We start from the raw sequence: 20,616 nt of genomic DNA, 5'->3' as shown, positions 1-20,616 counted from the left end.
TAGATTGGTAACATATAAGAGAAAGTAAAAAGGCCCAAGCTTTTGCCTGGGCCTTTGTCGTGTTCTCAGGGAGTCAGTTAGTAAAATCTTATCAGCTGCAGCCGCTCGTCGCGCCGCAGGTGTCGCACTTTTCGCAGGTGCCGTTGCGGACCATCGTGAAGTTCTGGCACTCCGAGCACATATTGCCGGTGTAGCCCTGCATGATGGAGCGGGCGCGGCGTTCGGCTTCCACCTTCTTGGCCTCCGCCTTGGCCGATGCGGCGTCAGCGGCGGCCTTGTCGGAGAAGAGGGCGGTGGTGGACTGCTGCTCTTCGGTCGCGACTTCCTCGGCGATTTCTTCCGCCAGTTCCGCGGCGCGCTCTTCGTAGTCCCGCTTGAAGGAGACCACTTCCGAGGTGGAGATGGCCACGGTCGTTTCGAGCTTGCGGGCGGCCGAGCCGGCGAAGGCCGTTACGTTGCCGCTGCTCGAAGACTTTGCAGGCGCGCCCGTTGCCGAGCCCTTGGCCTCACCCATCGGCATGTGGCCGGAGACGAGGGTCGGCTTGTGGCCGCGGGTCCAGCCGGTCGAGACCAGGTTGGTCTTGCCTTCCTGGATGCCCTTGCCGAGCGCCGTATTGCCGAAATCCGACGTATCGACATGGGCGAGATCGTGACGGCCGAGATAGGAGACGGCCAGTTCGCGGAACACGTAGTCGAGGATCGACGTCGCGTTCTTGATCGCATCATTGCCCTGCACCATGCCGGCCGGTTCGAACTTGGTGAAGGTGAAGGCCTCCACATATTCTTCCAGCGGCACGCCATATTGCAGGCCGAGCGAGATCGCGATGGCGAAGTTGTTCATCATCGCACGGAAGGCAGCACCTTCCTTGTGCATGTCGATGAAGATTTCGCCGAGGCGGCCATCGCCGAATTCGCCGGTGCGCAGGTAAACCTTGTGACCGCCGACGACGGCCTTCTGGGTATAGCCCTGACGGCGGTTCGGCAGCTTGTCGCGGCCATGCACCACCTTTTCGATCACACGCTCGACGATCTTCTCCGTGACGGTGACGGCTTGGGCGGCCACCGGCTGCTGGAGGAATTCCTCCATCATATCCTCGTCGTCCTCGTCCTCGATCAGCGAGGCATTGAGCGGCTGCGAGAGCTTGGAGCCGTCACGGTAGAGCGCGTTGGCCTTGAGGCCGAGCTTCCAGGAGAGCATGTAGGCGCTCTTGCAGTCGTCCACCGTCGCATCGTTCGGCATGTTGATCGTCTTGGAGATCGCACCCGAGATGAAGGGCTGGGCAGCCGCCATCATGCGGATGTGGCTTTCCACCGACAGATAGCGCTTGCCGATCTTGCCGCAGGGATTGGCGCAATCGAAGACGGCGAGATGCTCGTTCTTCAGATAAGGCGCACCTTCCAGCGTCATCGCCCCGCAGACATGGATGTTCGCGGCCTCGATGTCCTTGCGGGTAAAGCCCAGATGATCGAGCAGGTTGAAGTCCATCTGGGACAGCTGCTCGTCGGACACCTTGAGCACGTCCTTCAGGAAGTCGGCGCCGAGCGTCCACTGGTTGAAGACGAACTTGATGTCGAAGGCGCTCTTGAGCGCACCGTTGACGGCTTCGATCTTCTCCGCGGTGAAGCCGCGGGCAGCGAGCGTCGACGGGTTTACGCCGGGCGCCTGGTTGAGATTGCCGTGACCGACCGCATAGGCCTCGATCTCGGCGATCTGGCTTTCCGAATAGCCGAGCGTGCGCAGCGCTTCCGGCACGGCGCGGTTGATGATCTTGAAGTAGCCGCCACCGGCGAGCTTCTTGAACTTCACCAGAGCGAAATCCGGTTCGATGCCGGTCGTATCGCAGTCCATGACGAGGCCGATCGTGCCGGTCGGGGCGATCACGGTCGTCTGGGCATTGCGATAGCCGTGCTTCTCGCCGAGTTCCAGCGCCTTGTCCCAGGCCGCCGTAGCATGTGCGATCAGGTCCTGGTCCGGGCAGTCGCCATGCGCCAGCGGCACAGGATTGACCGCGAGACCCTCATAGCCCGTTGCCTGGCCATGGGCGGCGAGGCGATGGTTGCGGATGACCCGCAGCATGTGGTCGCGGTTCGGCTTGAACTTCGGGAAGGTGCCGAGCTTGGCGGCCATTTCCGCGGAGGTGGCATAGGAAATGCCGGTCATGATCGCCGTCAGCGCGCCGCCGATGGCGCGGCCTTCCGTCGAGTCATACGGAATACCCGAGGACATCAGCAGGCCGCCGATATTGGCGTAGCCGAGGCCAAGCGTGCGGTACTGATAGGAGAGTTCCGCGATCTGCTTCGACGGGAACTGCGCCATCATGACCGAGATTTCGAGAACGATGGTCCAGAGGCGGACGGCATGCTCGTAATCGCCGATATTGATCCGCTTGGTGGCGGCATCCTTGAACTGCAGCAGGTTCAGCGAGGCAAGGTTGCAGGCCGTATCGTCGAGGAACATGTATTCCGAGCACGGATTGGAGGCGCGGATCGGGCCGGCCGCCGGGCAGGTGTGCCAGTCGTTCATCGTCGTGTTGAAATGCAGGCCCGGATCGGCAGATGCCCAAGCGGCGTAGGAAATGCTTTCCCAGAGATCGCGCGCCTTCAGCGTCTTCATGACCTTGCCGTCCTTGCGGGCGGTCAGGTGCCAGTCGCCATCCGTCTCGACGGCGCGCAGGAAGTCGTCCTTGATCGAAACCGAGTTGTTGGAGTTCTGGCCGGAAACGGTCAGATAGGCTTCCGAATCCCAGTCCGTATCATAGGTCTTGAATTCCATGGACTTGTAGCCCTGACGGGCGAACTGGATCACGCGCTGGATGTAGTTTTCCGGCACCTGATCCTTCTTGGCCGCGCGGATCTCGCGCTTCAGTGCCGGGTTCTTCGCCGGCTCGAAACAATCGTCATTGTCGGCCTCGCAGTTTACGCAGGCCTTCATGATGGCCTTCAGATGCTTGGCGACGACCTTGGACCCGGTGACGAGGGCGGCAACCTTCTGCTCCTCCTTCACCTTCCAGTTGATATATTCCTCGATATCGGGGTGATCGATGTCGACCACGACCATCTTGGCCGCACGCCGCGTCGTGCCGCCCGACTTGATGGCGCCCGCCGCACGGTCGCCGATCTTCAGGAAGCTCATCAGACCGGAGGAGCGGCCGCCGCCCGAAAGCTTTTCGCCTTCCCCGCGCAGATAGGAGAAGTTGGAGCCGGTGCCGGAGCCATACTTGAAGAGGCGCGCTTCCCGCACCCACAGATCCATGATGCCGCCTTCATTGACGAGATCGTCTTCGACCGACTGGATGAAGCAGGCATGCGGCTGCGGATGTTCGTAAGCCGAATTGGACTTCACGAGCTTGCCGGTGAAGGGATCCACGTAGAAATGGCCCTGGCCCGGACCATCGATGCCATAGGCCCAATGGAGACCGGTGTTGAACCACTGCGGGCTGTTCGGCGCCACGCGCTGGGTGGCAAGCATGTAAGCGAGTTCGTCGCGGAAGGCGAGGGCGTCTTCTTCAGAGGCAAAATAGCCGCCCTTCCAGCCCCAATAGGTCCAGGTCCCGGCCAGACGATCGAAAACCTGCCGGGCATCGGTTTCGGAACCGTAGTGCTCTTCCTTCGCAAGGCCGTTCATCGCCGCCAGATCGGCTTCGGAACGCCACAGCCAGGACGGAACGCTGTTTTCCTCTACCTTCTTGAGGCGCGCAGGCACGCCCGCCTTGCGGAAATACTTCTGGGCGAGAATGTCAGCCGCGACTTGGCTGAACTGCTCGGGCACGTCGATATCCGCGAGGCGGAAGACGATCGAACCATCGGGATTCTTGATTTCACTCGTGGCCTTGCGGAAAGGAATTTCCGCGTAGGGTGACTGGCCGGGTTTCGTGAAACGGCGTTCGATGCGCATGTGAATTTCCGTCCTCTATCGATGCGTGGCGCCCAAGAAAAAAGGCGCGCGAGTTCCCTGTTCCGACCCCCGCAAAGCGCGAGCCGGATTGCTGTCCCTGATGGTGCGGGCCGCTGTCATGTGCCCCTGTATATTGTGGGGATCCTAACTCGCAAACACTAAATATAGTGTTCACAGATTTTTTGCCAACTCCGTAATTTTACCCATGTCCCCACGGCGGGCGGGCGATTGGAGTGAACCTGGCAAGGGGTCAGCCGCTCCCGTTTCCCCGCCCGTCAAGAGGCGCAGGGAATATCGGTCGGAACAGTCCTGTCTGGTATCGAACCGGCCTCGTTACTTCCGGTCCAGTCGCCGCCGCAACATGGATCTCATTAACTTTGAAACACCTGATTCCGTCAAGCATTGGTTCTTAGTCGTTTCTTAACCACAACATCTTGTGTCTCTAAGCTGTGGAAAATGGGGAAAGCAAACTTCGGCCGAAAAATCAAATACTTGTCGCGGCCTATTCAGCCCGGGTCCCCTTAGGGAAGGCCTTTTACGACCGATTTTCCGGCATTTTGCGACGTCGGAATGTGAAAAAAAGATGACACGGGAAAGCACGCGCAAGGTCTTGACACAGGAGGGAAAAACGAGCCGTGGCGGCGGTGACGAGATGACTGATGAAAAAAATTCGTCCCCTGCAAAGTCCGGTGGTTGTTTCTGTCGTTTGTTCTTTATATGTTCTCGTTCCGGTTGGAGGCGCAAAGGAGAATCAGGCCATGGGACTGTATGCAACGCTCGGAACCAACGATCTCGGTCGCTCGACCCAGTTTTACGACGCGGTACTGGCGACGATCGGCTGGTCCTGCCAAACATCCTTTCCCGGTTGGCGTTGCTACACGCCAGATGCGGCGGACAACACGTTCAGCTTGTGGATTTGCGAACCCTTCAACGGTGAAAGCGCAACGGCCGGCAATGGTGCGATGATTGGCTTCGAAGCCGCTACTTATGCGGAGGTGGAAGCCTTCTATGCCGCCGCAATGACCCATGGGGGCACGGATGAAGGCGCCCCGGGCCCGCGTCCGCATTATGGCCCCAACTGGATGAGCGCTTATGTCCGGGACCCCGCGGGCAACAAGTTGGCCATAGTTTACAACAAATAAGGGGGCTAACCGGATTCACTTTCTGAGCGATGGTTGAAGTGAATTCTGAGCCTCTCATCCGCAGCGCGCCATTGACAGCCACGACTTTGCGAGTACGAATATAGAAATTATTCATTTGTACAACAAAAGGTCCCCCGATGCGCGATCCGAGGCACGACATTCTGTTCGAACCGATGGCTATCGGACCCAAGATGGCGCGCAATCGCTTTTACCAGGTGCCCCACTGCAATGGCATGGGCCACCGGGAACCCTCCGCACTTGCGGGCATGCGGGCCATGAAGGCGGAAGGTGGCTGGGCGGTCGTCTGTACCGAGGAAGTGGAAATCCACCCCTCCAGCGAAGTCTCGCCCGCCATCGAGGGACGGATATGGGAAGACAAGGACATCTTTGCCCACGAGCGCGTGGTGGAAGGCATTCATCGCCATGGAGCGCTTGCGGGAATTGAACTTGTCTATAACGGCCCCCGAACCAATCTGGCCTCGCGACTTCCCGCCATGGGCGTCAATTCCATGCCGGTCAATTCCGAATGGTTTGAACCGCAGCAAAGCCGCGCCATGGACCGGGAGGATTTTCGGGCGATCCGCCGCTGGCATCGCAACGCGGCGCTGCGGGCGCGCAAGGCTGGCTACGACCTGATCTATGTCTATGCCGGTCACGGATTGACGCTGACGCAGCAGCTTCTTTCCCGCGCCACCAACGATCGCAGCGATGAATATGGCGGCTCCCTGGAAAACCGCGTGCGTTTCCTGAAGGAGCTTCTGGAAGACACCCGGGATGCGGTGGGGCAGGATTGCGCCGTGCCCTTGCGGATCGCCGTCGAGGAAAGCCAGCTGAGATTGGGTCTTGAGCGCGCGGAAATGGAAGACATTGTCGGCCTGTTGGCCGAGTTGCCCGATCTCTGGGATTTCTGCATGGGGTCGTGGTCGCGCGACAGCCGAACCGCGCGCTTTTCCGCCGAGGGCTTCCAGGAGCCCTTCGTGCGGGGTCTCAAGCAGCTGACCACGAAGCCTGTGGTCGGCGTAGGGCGGTTTACATCCCCGGACGCGATGGTCCAGCAGATTCGGTCGGGCGTGCTCGATTTCATCGGAGCCGCGCGGCCTTCCATCGCCGATCCCTTCCTTCCGCGGAAAATCGAGGAAGGTCGCTCCGAAGATCTGCGCGAATGCATTGGCTGCAATATCTGCGTGGCCGGTGACATGCAGTCGGTGCCGCTGCGCTGCACGCAGAATCCCACCATGGGTGAGGAATGGCGGCGCGGCTGGCATCCGGAGAGGATCGCGCCGAAGACGCGGGACGCCCGCGTGCTGGTGATCGGCGCTGGACCGGCGGGTCTGGAAGCGGCCCATCAGCTCGGCAAGCGCGGCTATGACGTGGCCCTGACCGATGCTCGGGAGGTCCTCGGTGGTCGCGTGGCGCGCGAATCCACCCTGCCGGGTCTTCGTACATGGCAACGGGTTGCGGATTATCGCCTCGGCCAGATCGAGAAACTCTCCAACGTGGAAACCTATCCAGCCAGCCTCATGACGGCCGATGACGTCATGGCATTCGGCGCAAATCACGTGGCGGTGGCGACGGGTGCAAGGTTTCGGGAAAACGGTCGCGGGCGACATCATCCGGGAGGCATCCCCATCGGCGAGGGCGCTTCGGTCTTCACGCCCGAACATGTTTTCGACGGTGCTCTGCTCCAGGGGACTGTGGTCGTCTATGATGACGACCACTATGCGATCGGTTCGGCGCTGGCGGAAAAGCTCGCAGGGGAGGGCTGCACCGTGACGCTGGTTACACCCGCGCCTCTCGTGTCGCACTGGACGCACAATACGCTGGAGCAGGGTTTCATCGAGGCGCGGCTTGTCGAAAAAGGGGTCACCATCCTCACCCGGGCCATCGCGACCGATATTCGCCCGGGCCTCTTTGGGGCTGTCGACGGCGTGACCGGCCGGCTTCTCGAGATGGAGGCCGATCATGTCGTTCTGGTCGCAAGCCGGGAGCCGCAGCTCGCGCTCTTCGAAGCGCTCAAGGCCCGTCAGGCCGAATGGGCCGATGCCGGACTGGAAACGGTAACCACGATCGGGGATGCCCATGCGCCCGGCATGATCGTTCATGCCGTGCATGCGGGGCATCGCTTTGCCCGTGAACTGGACCTGCCGGTCGACAGGGATGCGGTGCCGTTCCTCAGGGATCAGCCGCGTTAAGGCCGGAAAGAGGCTGTTTCGGCGGCCGTGGCCCCGCTCATTATAGTCTTATTTCAAGATTTAAGAGCTCGGAAACCAGGTGGCAGCACACCCTGTTAAGCAAGGCTCACGGATTTTGTCCGTATTTTCACAGTCTTCGCTCCGTCTTGCCCTTCGAGACGGGGGAGGTCAAAGCACAAGGTCTGTAATTTCAGATTTCTTTAATTAGAGAATTATATCTTTCTCATGTCCGAATTAGGGACTGGGGAGAAAATAGATGGTTGAAATCAACCGCACCGAATTTGATACACTTGCCGGCAAGATTGCTGGTGCGCATTGGAGCAGCAAGACCATTACCGTCAACATCGACGGCCTCTTGAACAACCGGGGGCAGTACGATGCCGCCATGGAGGCCCTGAAAGTCTGGTCCAATTCGACAGGGCTGAAATTCAAGTTTGTCCATAACAACCAGGCGAATATCGTCATCGACAATAACTATTCCGGTGCTTTCACCAACCCGACCACGGTTGCCGGCACCAATATCATGAGCAAGGCCTATATCAACGTATCCGAAAGCTGGAACACCAACGCGCCAGCGGGAACCGATCCCTGGCAAAAGGGATATTACGGGTTCCAGACCTTCTTGCACGAGATCGGCCATGCCCTGGGGCTTTCCCATCCGGGCACCTACAACGGGAACAACCCGAGCTACAGCACCAGCCGTGGCTCCGATATCGATACGTTCCAGTATTCGATCATGTCCTATTTCTGGCAGTCCTATCATCCGCAAAACGAGGCCAGCAATCTGTTTCTCACCGGGCCGATGATGGCGGATATCGAAGCCATGAAGAAACTCTACGGCCGCCTGGACGCCAATGTCGGTAATACGGTCTATGGTTACGGTGAAACGGTGTATGGCGGATGGACCGACATCGGCAGGCACGGCAATGTCACCTACACGATCTTCGATACCGGCGGTCGAGACGTGATGGACTACAGCGATGTGACCGTCGGACGGGATCGCTTCGATGGCGCACAGTACAACATGATCGATCTGCGCGAGGGGCATTTCTCCGATATCGGCGGCTGGGTGGGCAACGTATCCATCGCGCTGGACACCGTGATCGAGGACGTCAAGGGCAGCCAGATCATGGACGTGATCCGCGGCAACAATGCAAACAACAGCATCAGCGGTCTTGCAGGCGATGACCAGCTGTTCGGCGGCGACGGCAATGACACGGTCTATGGCGGTAGTGGCAACGACTATGCCGAGGGCAATGGCGGAAACGACACCCTCGACGGAGGCGACGGCAATGACGAAATCTATGGTGGGGAAGGCCTGGACACGCTGAAGGGTGGCGTTGGCGACGACCATCTGGAAGGCGCCAGTGGCGATGACGTTCTGGATGGCGGTGCCGGAGCTGACTATATGGAAGGTGGCAGCGGCGCCGATGATTTCTACGTGGACGACCCGGGCGATGTGGTTGTCGAATTTTCCGACGGCGCCGTCGGCAACGACAATACCGTCGATCAGCCATCCGACTGGACGGCCAACTACAAGGCCATCAATGCGGCGCCGAAATCCGATCGCGTCTTTTCGACCGTGGATTACATCCTCGGCGACGCTGTCGAAACGCTGAAGTTGATGGGCAACGGCAATCTGAACGGCACGGGCAACAGCCTCAGCAATGTAATCGTGGGCTCGGCCGGCGACAATGTCCTGAAGGGGTTGGGGGGCTCGGACTACCTGACCGGTGGCGCTGGCAACGATTCACTCGATGGAGGAGCGGGAGATGACCTGCTCGAAGGCGGTTACGCACACGATGTGCTGACCGGTGGCGAGGGAAATGATGCCTTCGTTTTCGGTGTCGGGTTCCCGCAAGTCTCCAAGGGCAAAGGCTCGAGCTGGGGCACGCTCAATGCCTCCTCGGACAATGTGACGGACTTCGTCCATGGCGAGGATGTGATCTTCCTCAGCCGCACGGCTTTCTCGGGCCTGAACTCCGGTACGACGCTCAAGAGCGGTGCCTTTACCCTCGGTACGGTGGCCGACAGCAGGGACAGCCGGGTCATCTACGACCAGGCGTCCGGAAAACTCTGGTACGATGCAGATGGCACGGGCAAGGCGTTCGAAAAGGTCGTGATTGCAAGCTTCGATACAAAGCCCGCAATCGATGTCAGCGATTTCCTGCTGATTGCCTGATCATCGCATCTGCGAACCTCAAACAAAAAATCCCCCGCCAACGGCGGGGGATTTGTTTTGGTATCAGCCTCTGGAACCCTTGGCGATGGGCTCCTGGTAGGTGAAGCCCATGTCCCAGGGGAAATAGATCCAGGTATCCTGGGAAACTTCCGTGACAAAGGTATGCACCATGGGGACGCCCTTCGGCTTGGCGTAAACGCAGGCGAAATGGGCGTTCGGCAGAATGGCGCGCACTTCTGCGGCGGTTTTGCCGGTGTCGGTCAGGTCGTCGATGACCAGAACGCCTTCGCCGCCCTTCTCCATGAGCGCCGGCGTGACGCCCTTGAGAACGTTCATTTCCCCTTGGGTGTCGTAATCGTGGTAGGAGGCGATGCACACCGTTTCGATCAGGCGAATGTTCAGCTCGCGCGAAATGATCGCTGCCGGAACAAGCCCACCGCGCGTAATGCAGACAATGGCCTTGAAGTTCTGGTTGAGGCCGGACAGGCGCCATGCAAGCGCACGGGCATCACGGTGAAACTGATCCCAGGAAACGGGGAAGGCTTTATCGGGAAGGGACATGACGGACCTTTGCGAGCGAATTTTATGGGATATGTTTCGCCCATACCGGAAATGCGTCGCTTTTGGCAAGGGAAAGGGTGGTTTCCACCCGCTTCGTTCACAAGGTGGCGTAGAGAAAACGGCTGAGTTCGCGGGCATCGCTGAAAATCGACGCGATAACGGGCTGGGCCCGTCCGCGGAGAGAGATTTCCTGGCTTAATGCCGCCTCCACCCGCATGCCTGCGCCATCGAGGATCTCGGAGGATACGGCGAGCTCCGCATCATGCTCTTTCGCGATACCTTCGAGACGGCTGGCCGTGTTGATCGTATCGCCCACCACCGTCAGCTCGGAGATCTCCCCATAGCCGACCCGTCCGATGATCGCGGGACCGCCATGCATGCCCATGGCCACGCGCAAGGGTTCCTTCAGCTCGCCCTTGAAGCTGCGGTTCAGGTCCTCGATCCCCTGGGAGATGCGCACGGCCGCGGTGATCGCCTTGATGCAGGCGGTGCGATAGCCGTCCGAGAGGCCGAAATGGATCAGCGCTCCATCGCCGATGAACTTGTCTATGACGCCCCCCGATTGCTCCACCGCTTCCCCGATCATCTCGAAATAGCTGTTGAGCAGGAACATGGTGTCGAAAGGCAGCTTCTCTTCCGACAGGCGGGTGAAATCCCTGAGGTCGCAGAACAGCACCGCCAGATGCCGTTCGCGCCCCGAAGCATGGTCCTTCAGCGCCTGGGCACGGCGAATATGCGGCGCCGGCTTGATCACCGGAGAGACCGTGACGTCCGTCTTGGGACGCAACTGACAGGCAAGCCGAACATTGGAAGGCGCACCGATCCTTTCCAGCGTCGTACGCTCGATGGCGCTGGGTTCAGGCAAACTGTCCACCCCCGCAAGCACCTTCACCCGGCAGGTGGAGCAACGGCCCCGGCCACCGCAAACCGACAGATGCGGGCGGGAGGCCAGCCGGCTCGCTTCCAGAATGCTGGTGCCGGACGAAACGGTGATCGCAGCGCCATCCGCATAGGAAATCTTGACCCGATCCGCACGAGGGACGGCGCGGGCAAGGAAGACAAAGCCGACCGACGCCAGCAAGGTGGCAAAAACGGCATCCGCCAGCTTGGACAGGGTTTCCGTGTCCGCCGAACGCCCGGTAAACCAGGCGGGCGTTGGCTGCACGTCGAGCGATCGCATGGCGAGGAAAAAGCCGATGAGTGACAGCACGGGCAACAGGATGGCGATGGTGTAGAGCGGCAGCTTGGCCCGCGCATACCAGCGGCGGTTGCGCGTCCAGAACCATATCCCGAGACAAAAATGGGTCCAGGCGACAATCAGCGCCACGCTTTGCCGGACGATGGTCGGCGGGCTCTTGGCCATGCGGGCCAGAATATCCGTATAGCCCCCGGAATATCCCGTCAGACTGTAGTCGATGCGGGTGCTCACCACGTGCAAGGCGATCAGGAAAGGAAGCGAGAGCCCAAGCGTGATCTTCATGGCTTCGCCAAGCGGCATCTTCAGCGTGTGACGCCGGTAGAGCGCATCGAGCGCGAGCAGGAAATGCGTGATGATGGAGCCGTACAGAAGCACTGTCCCGGGGGCCGAACGCCAGACAAGGCCGAGTATCTCCCGCAGACGCTCCATCGCACCCAACGATACGATGCCGAGCGCATGATTGGTAAAGTGACCGAGAATGAAGGCGCCCATGATCAGGCCCGTGCCGAAGTGCAGGCGCTTTCTCAGTTGGGGAAAATCGATCCGCAATGCTTTTCTCTTCGGTCCGCCAGGGTTCATGCCCTGCATATTTCCGATGACGTTCTCAGAGGCAACGGCATTTTCGGTGAACAATGCGTGACCGATCCCGCATATCGGGGCGGAAAGCGGCAAAAACAAGAAGCGGGCCGTAAGGCCCGCCTCAATCTTTCTGAAACTGTGCTGTCCGGCTGTCAGCGAGACATGAGCGTGAGCGCCGTCATGGAATCCAGCAAGGTGCGGGTTACGCCGCCGAACAGCATTTCCCGCAGTCGGCTCTTGCTGTAGGCGCCGATGACCAGAAGGTCGATCGCCTGATCGGAAAGGCGGTTTTCCAGGACGGTCGCCGGAGAAAGCCCTTCGCTCGGGGCGGTGGAAACCGTGACCTTGATGCCATGGCGGGCAAGCGTCGCGCCGAGATCGGCTCCAGCCAGATCCTTGTTTTTATCATCGCCATTGGAGGGATCGACGGTAAACACTTCCACCGATTGCGCGCGGGTCAGGAAGGGAAGGGCGTCGAATACGGCGCGCGCCGCTTCCCGCGTCCCGTTCCACCCGATCAGCACCCGGTTGATCGGCTTGGCGTCCGTGAAGATATAGGGGACCAGCAGAACGGGACGACCGCTTTCGAACAGCACCTGCTCGATTTCCGAATCATCGCTCGCATAGGACGGATCGGATTGCGCCGTCACGATGAGATCCGCGCAGCGCAGCGTGTTGGCGGTATTGTCGGAACCGTACCCCGACATGGAAACCACATTCCGCCATTCGCCGGAAATGGCCTCCCGACGGCAGGCTTCGTCGAATATCCCCTTGAGATCGGCGCTCTGCTGATGGGCAGCATCCTGCATGGCTTGAATGCTGGCCGGGTCCGGTATCGCCATCGGCGCGGCAAGCGGAGCGATGGCAACCTGCTCCACATGCAGCCCGATCAGATGGGCGCCGTTGACCCGCGCCAGATCGATTGCGCAGTTGAGTACATGGGCAGCGTTCTTGGTATTGGAGAGAACGCACAGGATGGTCTTGTAAGCCATGGGGGCCTCCTTTTTCAGGTCACGCGCAAGGCGCAACGATGTCGCGGCACGACCGGCATCCAGCCGGTTGTGGCAGGGGCTCGGCTGCGTGCCGTCCCTTGTCGATGTCCAGATTACACCGGACGGATGACGGCCCCTTGATTTCAATCAATAACGGATGCCGGTAATTTCAACCGTGCCACCCCGAAATTTCACGCCTCCATGATAGCGGAACCTGCTTTTTTTGCTTCACCGATCTGAACCAGCATCGCCTCGACCGCCTCGGCGGCGGCCTTGCAGTCCTCGACCGAGCGCCCGCGTATGACGATTTCGGTCGAAAAACTCTTGCCATCATATTTGGGGTAGGAGCCGATCGCGGTGGCCTTGTGTGCCGCTTGCACAAGGCCGAGGGCCGTCCCGATATCGCCTTCTCCGAACGGACTTTTCACCGTCATGGAATGCATCGCCGCGCCGGTGCGGAGCGTTGGCATAACCGCCTCCACCATGGCGACGAAGACCTGCGGAACACCCGCCATAACATGCACATTCTCCACGATGAAACCGGGAGCGGTCGATACGGGATTGGGGATGTGCTTTGCGCCGCGGGGCATCCGGGCCATCCGCTGGCGGGCCTCGGTGAACTCAAGGCCACGGGCTGCATACATGTCACCGAGCAGTGTCATCGCCGCGGCATCGTGCTCGCAAGGCAGGCCGAAGGCCGCTGCCACCGCATCGGCGGTGATATCGTCGTGGGTTGGGCCGATGCCACCGGACGTGAAGATATAGTCGTAGCGGGTCCGCAGCGCATTCAGCGCTTCCACGATCGCGGCTTCCTCATCGGCGACGATTCGAACCTCCTTGAGGTCTATCCCGCTGGCGGTCAGGACGCTTGCGAGATGGCCGATATTCTTGTCGCGGGTTCGTCCGGACAGAAGCTCGTCGCCGATGGCGAGAATGGCGGCGGTGACGATGGGGGCAGGGGACGATGTCATGGGAACAATCCGGAAGGGCTGGAGTTGTCGACAATCTAGCGCTGCCCACTGTCTTTGCAATGCGCTCAGTCGAGCGATGTGCCGCGAAAAAGCGCTCGCAAGGGTTCAGTTGTTGAACAGTGCGTTTGCGCTGCGGAGGCTTACGGGGTGTCGCGATCTCCCCTATCACTTCCCCCATCAAGGCCGCGGACTGATCCGCCGGCAATCCCTCCCAGCCTCAAGGAGCTGAAAATGGCTAAAGTTCTGGTTCTCTATCATTCGGTCTACGGCCACGTCGAAACCATGGCCCATGCGGTTGCCGAGGGCGCCCGCGAAGCTGGCGCTGAGGTGGTCGTGAAGCGGGTGCCGGAAACCGTTCCGGAGGAAGTGGCAAAGGCCCATCACTTCAAGCTGGATCAGGCCGCCCCGATCGCAACCCCGGATGAACTGGCCGATTACGATGCCATCATCTTCGGTGCAGGCACCCGCTACGGCACGGTTGCTTCCCAGATGCGTGCGTTCGTGGACCAGACGGGCGGCTTGTGGGCCAAGGGTGCACTGGTCGGCAAGGTCGGCTCCGTCTTCACCTCGTCTGCCACGCAGCATGGTGGTCAGGAAAGCACGATCCTGGGCTTCATTCCCACCCTTATGCATCACGGCATGGTGGTCGTGGGCCTGCCCTACGCCTATCAGGGCCAGATGAGCATGACGGAAATCACCGGCGGCTCCCCCTATGGTGCATCGACGATCACCGGTGGCGACGGCTCCCGTCAGCCTTCGGAAAACGAGCTCGCTGCTGCGCGGTTCCAGGGCGCGCATGTCGCCAAGGTCGCGGCCAAGCTGTCGGCCTGATAGAATATACCCGTCAGTATGATCGACGCGCTGCCCTCACGGGCAGCGCGTTTTTTTGTGGCAACGAAAACGCCGGCGGACGGCACAGGCTCATTGACCGTTGCATTCGAGGTGGCCATCCTGCACCAAGCCAAATGGACCGATGCAGGAGACCGGAATGACCTATACGCTCTTTGCCAGTGAAGGGACGGGATCTGCCGTCTGCGAGGCAATCCTCGCCCTGTCAGGCTTGCCCCATCGGCGGGTCGACGTCACGATCCAGGCGTCGACCGGGCCTGATCCGGAACTCATTCAGGTCAACCCGCTCGGCCAGGTGCCGGTACTCCGCTTGCCCTCCGGCGAAATCATGACAGAGTCGGCCGCTATCGTCCTTTATCTCGCAGACCTCGTTCCCGAGAAAAGCCTGGCGCCTCGTCCGGAAGATGCCCTGCGAGCGCGATATCTGCGATGGATGGCTTTCCTTGCCTGCGCCATCTATCCGAGTTCGCTGCGCAAGTTTTATCCCGATCGCTACACGGCCGATCCCGAGGGCGGCGAAGCGGTCAAGGATTCTGCCATCGCTCGTCTCACCCGAGAATTCGCCGTTCTGGCAGCCGGCCTCGGAAATGGACCGTTCCTGTTGGGGGAAGCCATGAGTGCGGTCGATATCTATGCTGCGATGTTGATCGGGTGGGAGGAAAATCAGGAGGGCATGCGCGATGTCTTTCCAGGGCTCATACAACTCGGACAACGGGTCGCCGCCCATCCGGTCATTCGGCCGATCTGGATTCGCAATCTTCTTCCGGTCTGACTAAGCCGGTGAATCGAAAAAGCCGGCGGAGATTTCCGCCGGCTTTTTCCTTTTGCTTTCTAAAGCTTATTGAGCGCAGTCCTCGGTATCGCAAGCCGGCGCTTCTTCTGCCGGTGCTTCCTCGGCGGGGGCCTGCTCTTCATATTGCGGCTCTTCGGCCGGGGCCGGTTCCTCGTACTGGGGCTCCTCCGCAGGTGCGGGCTCTTCGGCGACAGGCTCCTCGGCAGGGGCCTGCTCTTCATACTGCGGCTCTTCAGCCGGAGCCTGCTCTTCAGCCTGAGGCTCTTCTGCTGCCGGCTCTTCAGCCTGCGGCTCTTCGGCGGCAGGCTCTTCGGCGGCAGGCTCTTCAGCCTGCGGCTCTTCGGCAGCGGGCTCTTCAGCCTGCGGCTCTTCTGCCGGAGCCTGCTCTTCAGCCTGAGGCTCTTCTGCTGCCGGCTCTTCAGCCTGGGGCTCTTCGGCGGCAGGCTCTTCAGCCTGCGGCTCTTCGGCAGCGGGCTCTTCAGCCTGCGGCTCTTCGGCGGCGGGCTCTTCAGCCTGCGGCTCTTCGGCAGCCGGCTCTTCAGCCTGGGGCTCTTCGGCAGCGGGCTCTTCAGCCTGAGGCTCTTCGGCGGCGGGCTCTTCAGCCTGAGGCTCTTCGGCGGCGGGCTCTTCAGCCTGCGGCTCTTCGGCAGCGGGCTCTTCAGCCTGCGGCTCTTCGGCAGCGGGCTCTTCAGCCTGCGGCTCTTCGGCGGCGGGCTCTTCAGCCTGGGGCTCTTCGGCGGCGGGCTCTTCAGCCTGGGGCTCTTCTGCAGCCGGTTCTTCAGCCGGGGGCTCTTCGGCGGCGGGCTCTTCAGCCTGGGGCTCTTCGGCGGCGGGTTCTTCAGCCTGGGGCTCTTCGGCAGCCGGTTCTTCAGCCTGCGGCTCTTCAGCAGCTGGTTCTTCAGCCTGCGGCTCTTCAGCAGCTGGTTCTTCAGCCTGGGGCTCTTCGGCAGCGGGTACTTCAGCCTGCGGCTCTTCGGCAGCGGGCTCTTCAGCCTGCGGCTCTTCTGCGGCCGGTTCTTCAGCCTGCGGCTCTTCAGCAGCCGGCTCTTCGGCAGCCGGTTCTTCAGCCGCGGGCTGCTCCGTCGCGGCAGGCTCTTCTGCAGCGGGTTCCGGCTGGGTGGGCTCGACAGCCGTATCGTCAACCGGAATGGCTTCCTCCGCGGCCGGTTCAGGCTGATCCAGGAACGTATCCGGTGCCGTGTTGTCGTCGACAACCTCTACCGCGTCGGCCTGAGGGTCGGGAATATCCGCGGCCGTGTCGATTTTCGCGGCATCCGCCTGGACGGATTCGTAGGCGGAATCGATCTGCTGGATTTCCTGCTGGTTGACGATCGTCGTTTCCGTCACGGTCTCGTAACGCTCGTAGGTCGATACGTAGGTGGATTCGAAACGGCTATATTCGCGGCTGTTCATGCCAAACGTGTAATCGTCATATACAACAACAGGCGCATCATAGGTGCTCCAGCTGTAGGTTTCATAGTACACGCTGTATTCCGAGTAGGAATGATACACCTCGGCAGAGAAGTAGGTGTAGGAATCCCGATAGTAAACCACGTCTTCCGGATGATAGATCACCACATAGTCGTAATAACCGGAATAGATCCCGAAGACTTCCGCGACCAGGATGGTGGCAAGCCATTGGTTGGTAAGCGACCTGTTCGCGGCTTCTGCGCGATCGAGGCGGCGCTGCATTTCAGCCAGTTCATAGCGCGCGCGGGCATCCTTGCCGCGTTTGCTGGACAGATTGGCAAGCTGCTTGCGCATGGCATTGATGCGGCGGGAGTTTGCAACGGCGTTCTTCTTGCTTGCGCCCGATTTGCTGCCGGCGGACCGCTTCAGATACTCCTGCCAGAGGCTTTTCAGAGACTTGACGCCGACCGATACTTCCTTTGCCTTGATGCCGGACAGACGGTAGGCATTGTCCAGGCGGGCCACGGCGGCCGAGGCCTTGGGCAGCGCCTGAGCCAAGGCCTTGTTGTTTTTCGATGCAGCGGCCTTTTTAACGGCCTTCAGGGCCTTGGATGTATCCACGAGTGCCTTGACCAGCGGCGCGGACCGGCTGCGTTCCTTGGCGGGACGCGCCTTGAGGCGCTGTGAAATCACCACCAGGGACTGTTCCATTTTCTTCATCAGCTGCGTCGCAGTCAGCTTGACGGTCTTCTTCGGCTGGGCAGCCTCCGCCGATGGAATATAGACGCCTTCGAAGTGTTGCCGCACCGCTAATGGGGCGATGGCGATGGAGGTGCTGAGCGCGACTGTAGAAAGCAGTCGCAGAAAGCTGGGTGTCGAACGCAAGGAGGCGGTCCTTTCAATGGAGGCGAAACGGTGGCCTGAATTCGCACGGGCAGGGCCGCACTGTCTTTGACAGCGAAAGCCAACCTGACGGAAGTCCGGCCCGTACAATCGGTACGGTGCGTTACGCTAGCCGAACAAGAAGTGGTAATAAATAATTAACTGAACCGGCGTGTGACATTTTTTGGGCCGATCGTTAACGGCGGGCCAGCCGATCCAATCCGCTGGCGGGCACAGCAATGCCGAGATACCAAACCGATGGTGCGGACGACGGGGATCGAACCCGTATACCCTGAGGTGAGGGATTTTAAGTCCCTTGCGTCTACCAGTTTCGCCACGTCCGCCTGAGGTAGCAAGTCATCCGGAGGGACTGCCCGCCGGATGCCGAACGTCTGGATGTCGGGCAATGCATCCAGAGCGCCGGGCCGAATGCATGCACTACCTTGCGACGGTTTACAACAGTTGGGGCGAGGAGATCCACCGGTCAGATGCAGGCACCCAACCCGGCAGGCGGTCTATCAGGACGATTTGAGGGGAAAGAAAATGCGGGCGACGGTCCTGGAGGTGCCACCGTCGCCCCGAGCTGAAAGAGCGGTCAATGCGGTTGCGAACGCAGCCAGGCTTCCCGTTCGTCGGCTACAAAATCGGGGTTGCCCATGCCCGGATACATCTCTTGAAGGATGGCACCCAAAGCAAGTTCGAGGCAATAGGCGGGAAATTCGGCGCCGATCTGGTTCGCCCGCTCCCGCGCATAGGTGACAAGCCGCGCTATGGAGGCCAGCTCCTTCAGTTCATTTTCGATTTCCCCATCTTCACGGGAAGCATGCAGCGGGCGGTCAAGCATAGGAGAATCCTTGCAGTTCGGCATGGTCCATATCCGGCGGGTGTGGTGATGCGGTCCCATGGATGCAAAACCCACCTACGCGCAGCGGCCTAACGCTGCGTCATGGGAAAAGATTAAGCGAGCGGTTTGAAAATTGCGCGTGACTCCGCCGTGACACACTCACTGGTTATGTTGTAATAGATAACACAACCTTTTTCGTTGAGCCCGGAGCTGGCTTGTTTCCTGAAGGATCCAATCGCGCGTCTCTGTCGATGCCGCTTGTCCGCCCGCCTGCTCCAGCATCTCGACAAGGAGAAGCGCATCGTCCCGCTTGAGGTTGATGGTCCGGGAAAGGGCGTCAAGCGTCTGCAGCGTATGGACGTCCAGCGTGTCTGCCGCTTCGGACAACATCCTTTTCCATGTGCGGTCCTTGAAGAAGAGCGCGCGGGCGGCGTGCATCAGCGTCTCCTCCTCGGAATCGGACAAGACAAGGCGCCTGCGCGCCTCCGCCAGGACGGCCTCGACATTGACGAGGGGTTCACTCAGTGAAGGATAGCCGAGCTCTTTCGGCCCATGCAATTGAGCCACATCGGAATCGTCCAGCCGCCGCCCCGTTGCATAGTCCCGGGCGATGGTGCCGACGGGGATCATGCCGAAGCGCGCACATTCCGCGGCCCGCAAGGCACCCATGGACGCCGCGCCGTAAACGGCGATGTTGCGGGAGAGCGCATAGAGAATTTCCTTGTGCCATACCGATGCCACGTGCCCGAATGCTCCATCGACGATGCCGATAGCGGTCGCACCGTTCTCCGCCGCCGCCATCACGTCGCCCTGGCGGGCAGGCGGCGCGACGGTGATGGATGGAAAGGCGAGGCGCCCGCGATCCGTATGCATCTGCGGCAGGGTCGGGCCGACAAACAGAACTTTCATGCCATGACAGCCTGCAAGAGCGCCCGTGATCCCAATCGCCGACGGCGTGCGCCCGGGGGATGCTCCAGGGCAGGCACCAGGATTTTCTCGACGGAAAAGGGCAGGGCCGGGTCGGAAAGGCCAACCGCGACGACGGGGTCACACCGTGTCGAACGGAGCTGGCGCAAAGCGTGGTCCAGCATGGCGTCCAGACCGGCCGGCGCGGTTGCCCAGGAAGGGCTGCCGGCCGCGGGAAGGGCAAAGGCTTCCCTGATCCAGGGCGGGACCGGATCATCGTAGATTGCAGGGTCGAGGTCGTCCCGCGTGCCGCCGATAAAGGTTATGCGGGACTGTACCGCTTCCGTCAGCGCGCGCAGGGCAGCGCGCACGGGGTCGGGGTGCGCACCCGCTCCGCCCGTCACCTCGGTCGCGCCAACCTGCTTTCTGAATTGTATGTCTGATGGGCCAAGGTGGCATAGCACCACGGGTATGCCATTGTCCGCCGTCATGTTGAAGAAAACCGCTTGTGTCCCGGCTTTCGTCACCGTTTCCAGCAACCCCGTGAGGAGAGCGTCATGCAAGTCGCGCGGATCGAATATGGTCCTGCCGCGCGCCTTATCATCCAGAAAATGGAAGAGACATTCCGCATCCCGCTCGATGCGCTCCATTAGACCGTGAAAACGGGCTTCCAGCGGCGAATTGCCGGACGCCAATCCGTCCGACGATTGCCAGAAGCGGCTGTTCATCAGGGTCCGGTCCAGTATGACGGCGTCCATGGGGACGAAGACCCGCGTCCCGTCGGTCAGGTCTTCTCCTGCCAGCCACTGCGTCGGCATATCCGGTTCCAGGTCTGCCGCGCCGGTCGCGGTAAGGTCCGGGAGAAAGAGGACACGCTCCCCACGCTTCATCAGCTGAGCACCGGTCGCCGTTTCTGGACGCGGCCATGGCGTGGCGGCAATTGCCCGCTCAAGCGCTTCCATGGCTGCGGAGACCCGCGCATCCATATCGGTCACACCCTTGCCCTGGCTCACGGCAAGGGACCGGGCATTCGGCGTGATGGCGTTCCAGACCGGAAGACCGAGCCGGTCCAGGCCGGTCATGCGCGCCATTCGCGTGATTCCGAAAGACAAAAGATGCGGTTCGATCCGCGTCCACGTTTCGGAGGAGGGCATGATGCGGTCGGTAGGCGGAGAAATTGGAAAGCCGGCTGGCGCCCCCGCCGCCGGCTTTCCATGGTC

14 protein-coding genes and 1 tRNA gene are annotated in these 20,616 nt (G+C 60.8%); 5 read left to right on the top strand and 10 right to left on the bottom strand.

Annotated elements, in window-relative coordinates; all coding sequences use genetic code 11:
• Positions 1 to 91: 91 nt before the first annotated feature.
• A complete protein-coding gene (locus tag ACT54B_RS12740; protein ID WP_476045325.1) occupies positions 92 to 3,895 on the bottom strand; it encodes a vitamin B12-dependent ribonucleotide reductase in 3,804 nt (1,267 codons plus the stop codon).
• A gap of 758 nt (positions 3,896 to 4,653) precedes the next feature.
• On the opposite strand from ACT54B_RS12740, the gene ACT54B_RS12735 reads away from it, so the two are divergent.
• From ACT54B_RS12735 to ACT54B_RS12725, 3 genes are all read left to right on the top strand, one after another.
• Positions 4,654 to 5,037 (top strand): VOC family protein, encoded by a 384-nt coding sequence (locus ACT54B_RS12735; RefSeq protein ID WP_476045609.1) that lies wholly within the window; start codon positions 4,654 to 4,656, stop codon positions 5,035 to 5,037.
• Between the two features lie 137 nt (positions 5,038 to 5,174).
• Positions 5,175 to 7,229: an oxidoreductase gene (locus ACT54B_RS12730; RefSeq protein WP_476045323.1), complete on the top strand. Its 2,055-nt coding sequence runs from the start codon at positions 5,175 to 5,177 to the stop codon at positions 7,227 to 7,229.
• 256 nt (positions 7,230 to 7,485) lie between these two features.
• The gene (locus ACT54B_RS12725; RefSeq protein ID WP_476045322.1) at positions 7,486 to 9,411 is read left to right on the top strand and encodes a M10 family metallopeptidase C-terminal domain-containing protein; all 1,926 of its coding nucleotides are present in this window, start codon (positions 7,486 to 7,488) and stop codon (positions 9,409 to 9,411) included.
• Positions 9,412 to 9,474: 63 nt separating this feature from the next.
• On the opposite strand, the gene gpt is transcribed toward ACT54B_RS12725, so the two are convergent.
• The 4 genes from gpt to ACT54B_RS12705 all read right to left on the bottom strand — a co-directional run bounded on the left by gpt (position 9,475) and on the right by ACT54B_RS12705 (position 13,712).
• On the bottom strand, positions 9,475 to 9,972 hold the full coding sequence (gene gpt / locus ACT54B_RS12720; RefSeq protein ID WP_476045321.1) for a xanthine phosphoribosyltransferase: 498 nt from the start codon (positions 9,970 to 9,972) through the stop codon (positions 9,475 to 9,477).
• A 97-nt stretch (positions 9,973 to 10,069) separates the two neighbouring features.
• Complete coding sequence (locus tag ACT54B_RS12715) at positions 10,070 to 11,749, bottom strand: adenylate/guanylate cyclase domain-containing protein (protein ID WP_476045319.1); 1,680 nt, start codon at positions 11,747 to 11,749, stop codon at positions 10,070 to 10,072.
• Between the two features lie 152 nt (positions 11,750 to 11,901).
• Complete coding sequence (locus ACT54B_RS12710; protein ID WP_476045317.1) at positions 11,902 to 12,741, bottom strand: universal stress protein; 840 nt, start codon at positions 12,739 to 12,741, stop codon at positions 11,902 to 11,904.
• Positions 12,742 to 12,932: 191 nt separating this feature from the next.
• Positions 12,933 to 13,712, bottom strand: coding sequence for a competence/damage-inducible protein A (locus tag ACT54B_RS12705; protein WP_476045315.1), 780 nt, complete (start codon positions 13,710 to 13,712; stop codon positions 12,933 to 12,935).
• A gap of 231 nt (positions 13,713 to 13,943) precedes the next feature.
• On the opposite strand from ACT54B_RS12705, the gene wrbA reads away from it, so the two are divergent.
• On the top strand, positions 13,944 to 14,543 hold the full coding sequence (gene wrbA / locus ACT54B_RS12700) for an NAD(P)H:quinone oxidoreductase type IV (RefSeq protein ID WP_476045314.1): 600 nt from the start codon (positions 13,944 to 13,946) through the stop codon (positions 14,541 to 14,543).
• A gap of 157 nt (positions 14,544 to 14,700) precedes the next feature.
• Positions 14,701 to 15,333, top strand: coding sequence for a glutathione S-transferase family protein (locus ACT54B_RS12695; RefSeq protein ID WP_476045312.1), 633 nt, complete (start codon positions 14,701 to 14,703; stop codon positions 15,331 to 15,333).
• Positions 15,334 to 15,399: 66 nt separating this feature from the next.
• On the opposite strand, the gene ACT54B_RS12690 is transcribed toward ACT54B_RS12695, so the two are convergent.
• The 5 genes from ACT54B_RS12690 to ACT54B_RS12670 all read right to left on the bottom strand — a co-directional run bounded on the left by ACT54B_RS12690 (position 15,400) and on the right by ACT54B_RS12670 (position 20,550).
• Complete coding sequence (locus ACT54B_RS12690; protein ID WP_476045310.1) at positions 15,400 to 17,649, bottom strand: hypothetical protein; 2,250 nt, start codon at positions 17,647 to 17,649, stop codon at positions 15,400 to 15,402.
• 256 nt (positions 17,650 to 17,905) lie between these two features.
• Positions 17,906 to 17,990: transfer RNA gene (locus tag ACT54B_RS12685), tRNA-Leu, on the bottom strand.
• Between the two features lie 251 nt (positions 17,991 to 18,241).
• Positions 18,242 to 18,490 carry a hypothetical protein gene (locus tag ACT54B_RS12680; RefSeq protein ID WP_476045308.1) on the bottom strand — a complete coding sequence of 83 codons (249 nt, stop codon included), beginning with the start codon at positions 18,488 to 18,490 and terminating at the stop codon, positions 18,242 to 18,244.
• Between the two features lie 159 nt (positions 18,491 to 18,649).
• Positions 18,650 to 19,399, bottom strand: coding sequence for a TfuA-like protein (locus tag ACT54B_RS12675; RefSeq protein WP_476045306.1), 750 nt, complete (start codon positions 19,397 to 19,399; stop codon positions 18,650 to 18,652).
• A complete protein-coding gene (locus tag ACT54B_RS12670; RefSeq protein ID WP_476045305.1) occupies positions 19,396 to 20,550 on the bottom strand; it encodes a YcaO-like family protein in 1,155 nt (384 codons plus the stop codon). Before ACT54B_RS12670 ends, ACT54B_RS12675 begins: the two co-directional genes overlap by 4 nt.
• Between the last annotated feature and the right edge of the window lie 66 nt (positions 20,551 to 20,616).

Source organism: Gellertiella sp. DMC107 (assembly GCF_056313605.1).
The sequence above is the reverse complement of the archived record's forward strand: the minus strand, read 5'-3'. Positions and strand labels throughout refer to the sequence as shown.

Excerpts from the sequence above, each read along its gene's own strand:
- ACT54B_RS12670 (WP_476045305.1), bottom strand. The coding sequence starts at position 20,550 with ATGCCCTCCTCCGAAACGTGGACGCGGATCGAACCGCATCTTTTGTCT.
- ACT54B_RS12730 (WP_476045323.1), top strand. The coding sequence starts at position 5,175 with ATGCGCGATCCGAGGCACGACATTCTGTTCGAACCGATGGCTATCGGA.
- gpt (WP_476045321.1), bottom strand. The coding sequence starts at position 9,972 with ATGTCCCTTCCCGATAAAGCCTTCCCCGTTTCCTGGGATCAGTTTCAC.
- ACT54B_RS12740 (WP_476045325.1), bottom strand. The coding sequence starts at position 3,895 with ATGCGCATCGAACGCCGTTTCACGAAACCCGGCCAGTCACCCTACGCG.
- ACT54B_RS12675 (WP_476045306.1), bottom strand. The coding sequence starts at position 19,399 with ATGAAAGTTCTGTTTGTCGGCCCGACCCTGCCGCAGATGCATACGGAT.
- ACT54B_RS12710 (WP_476045317.1), bottom strand. The coding sequence starts at position 12,741 with ATGGCTTACAAGACCATCCTGTGCGTTCTCTCCAATACCAAGAACGCT.
- ACT54B_RS12695 (WP_476045312.1), top strand. The coding sequence starts at position 14,701 with ATGACCTATACGCTCTTTGCCAGTGAAGGGACGGGATCTGCCGTCTGC.
- ACT54B_RS12680 (WP_476045308.1), bottom strand. The coding sequence starts at position 18,490 with ATGCTTGACCGCCCGCTGCATGCTTCCCGTGAAGATGGGGAAATCGAA.
- ACT54B_RS12735 (WP_476045609.1), top strand. The coding sequence starts at position 4,654 with ATGGGACTGTATGCAACGCTCGGAACCAACGATCTCGGTCGCTCGACC.
- ACT54B_RS12705 (WP_476045315.1), bottom strand. The coding sequence starts at position 13,712 with ATGACATCGTCCCCTGCCCCCATCGTCACCGCCGCCATTCTCGCCATC.
- ACT54B_RS12725 (WP_476045322.1), top strand. The coding sequence starts at position 7,486 with ATGGTTGAAATCAACCGCACCGAATTTGATACACTTGCCGGCAAGATT.
- wrbA (WP_476045314.1), top strand. The coding sequence starts at position 13,944 with ATGGCTAAAGTTCTGGTTCTCTATCATTCGGTCTACGGCCACGTCGAA.
- ACT54B_RS12715 (WP_476045319.1), bottom strand. The coding sequence starts at position 11,749 with ATGAACCCTGGCGGACCGAAGAGAAAAGCATTGCGGATCGATTTTCCC.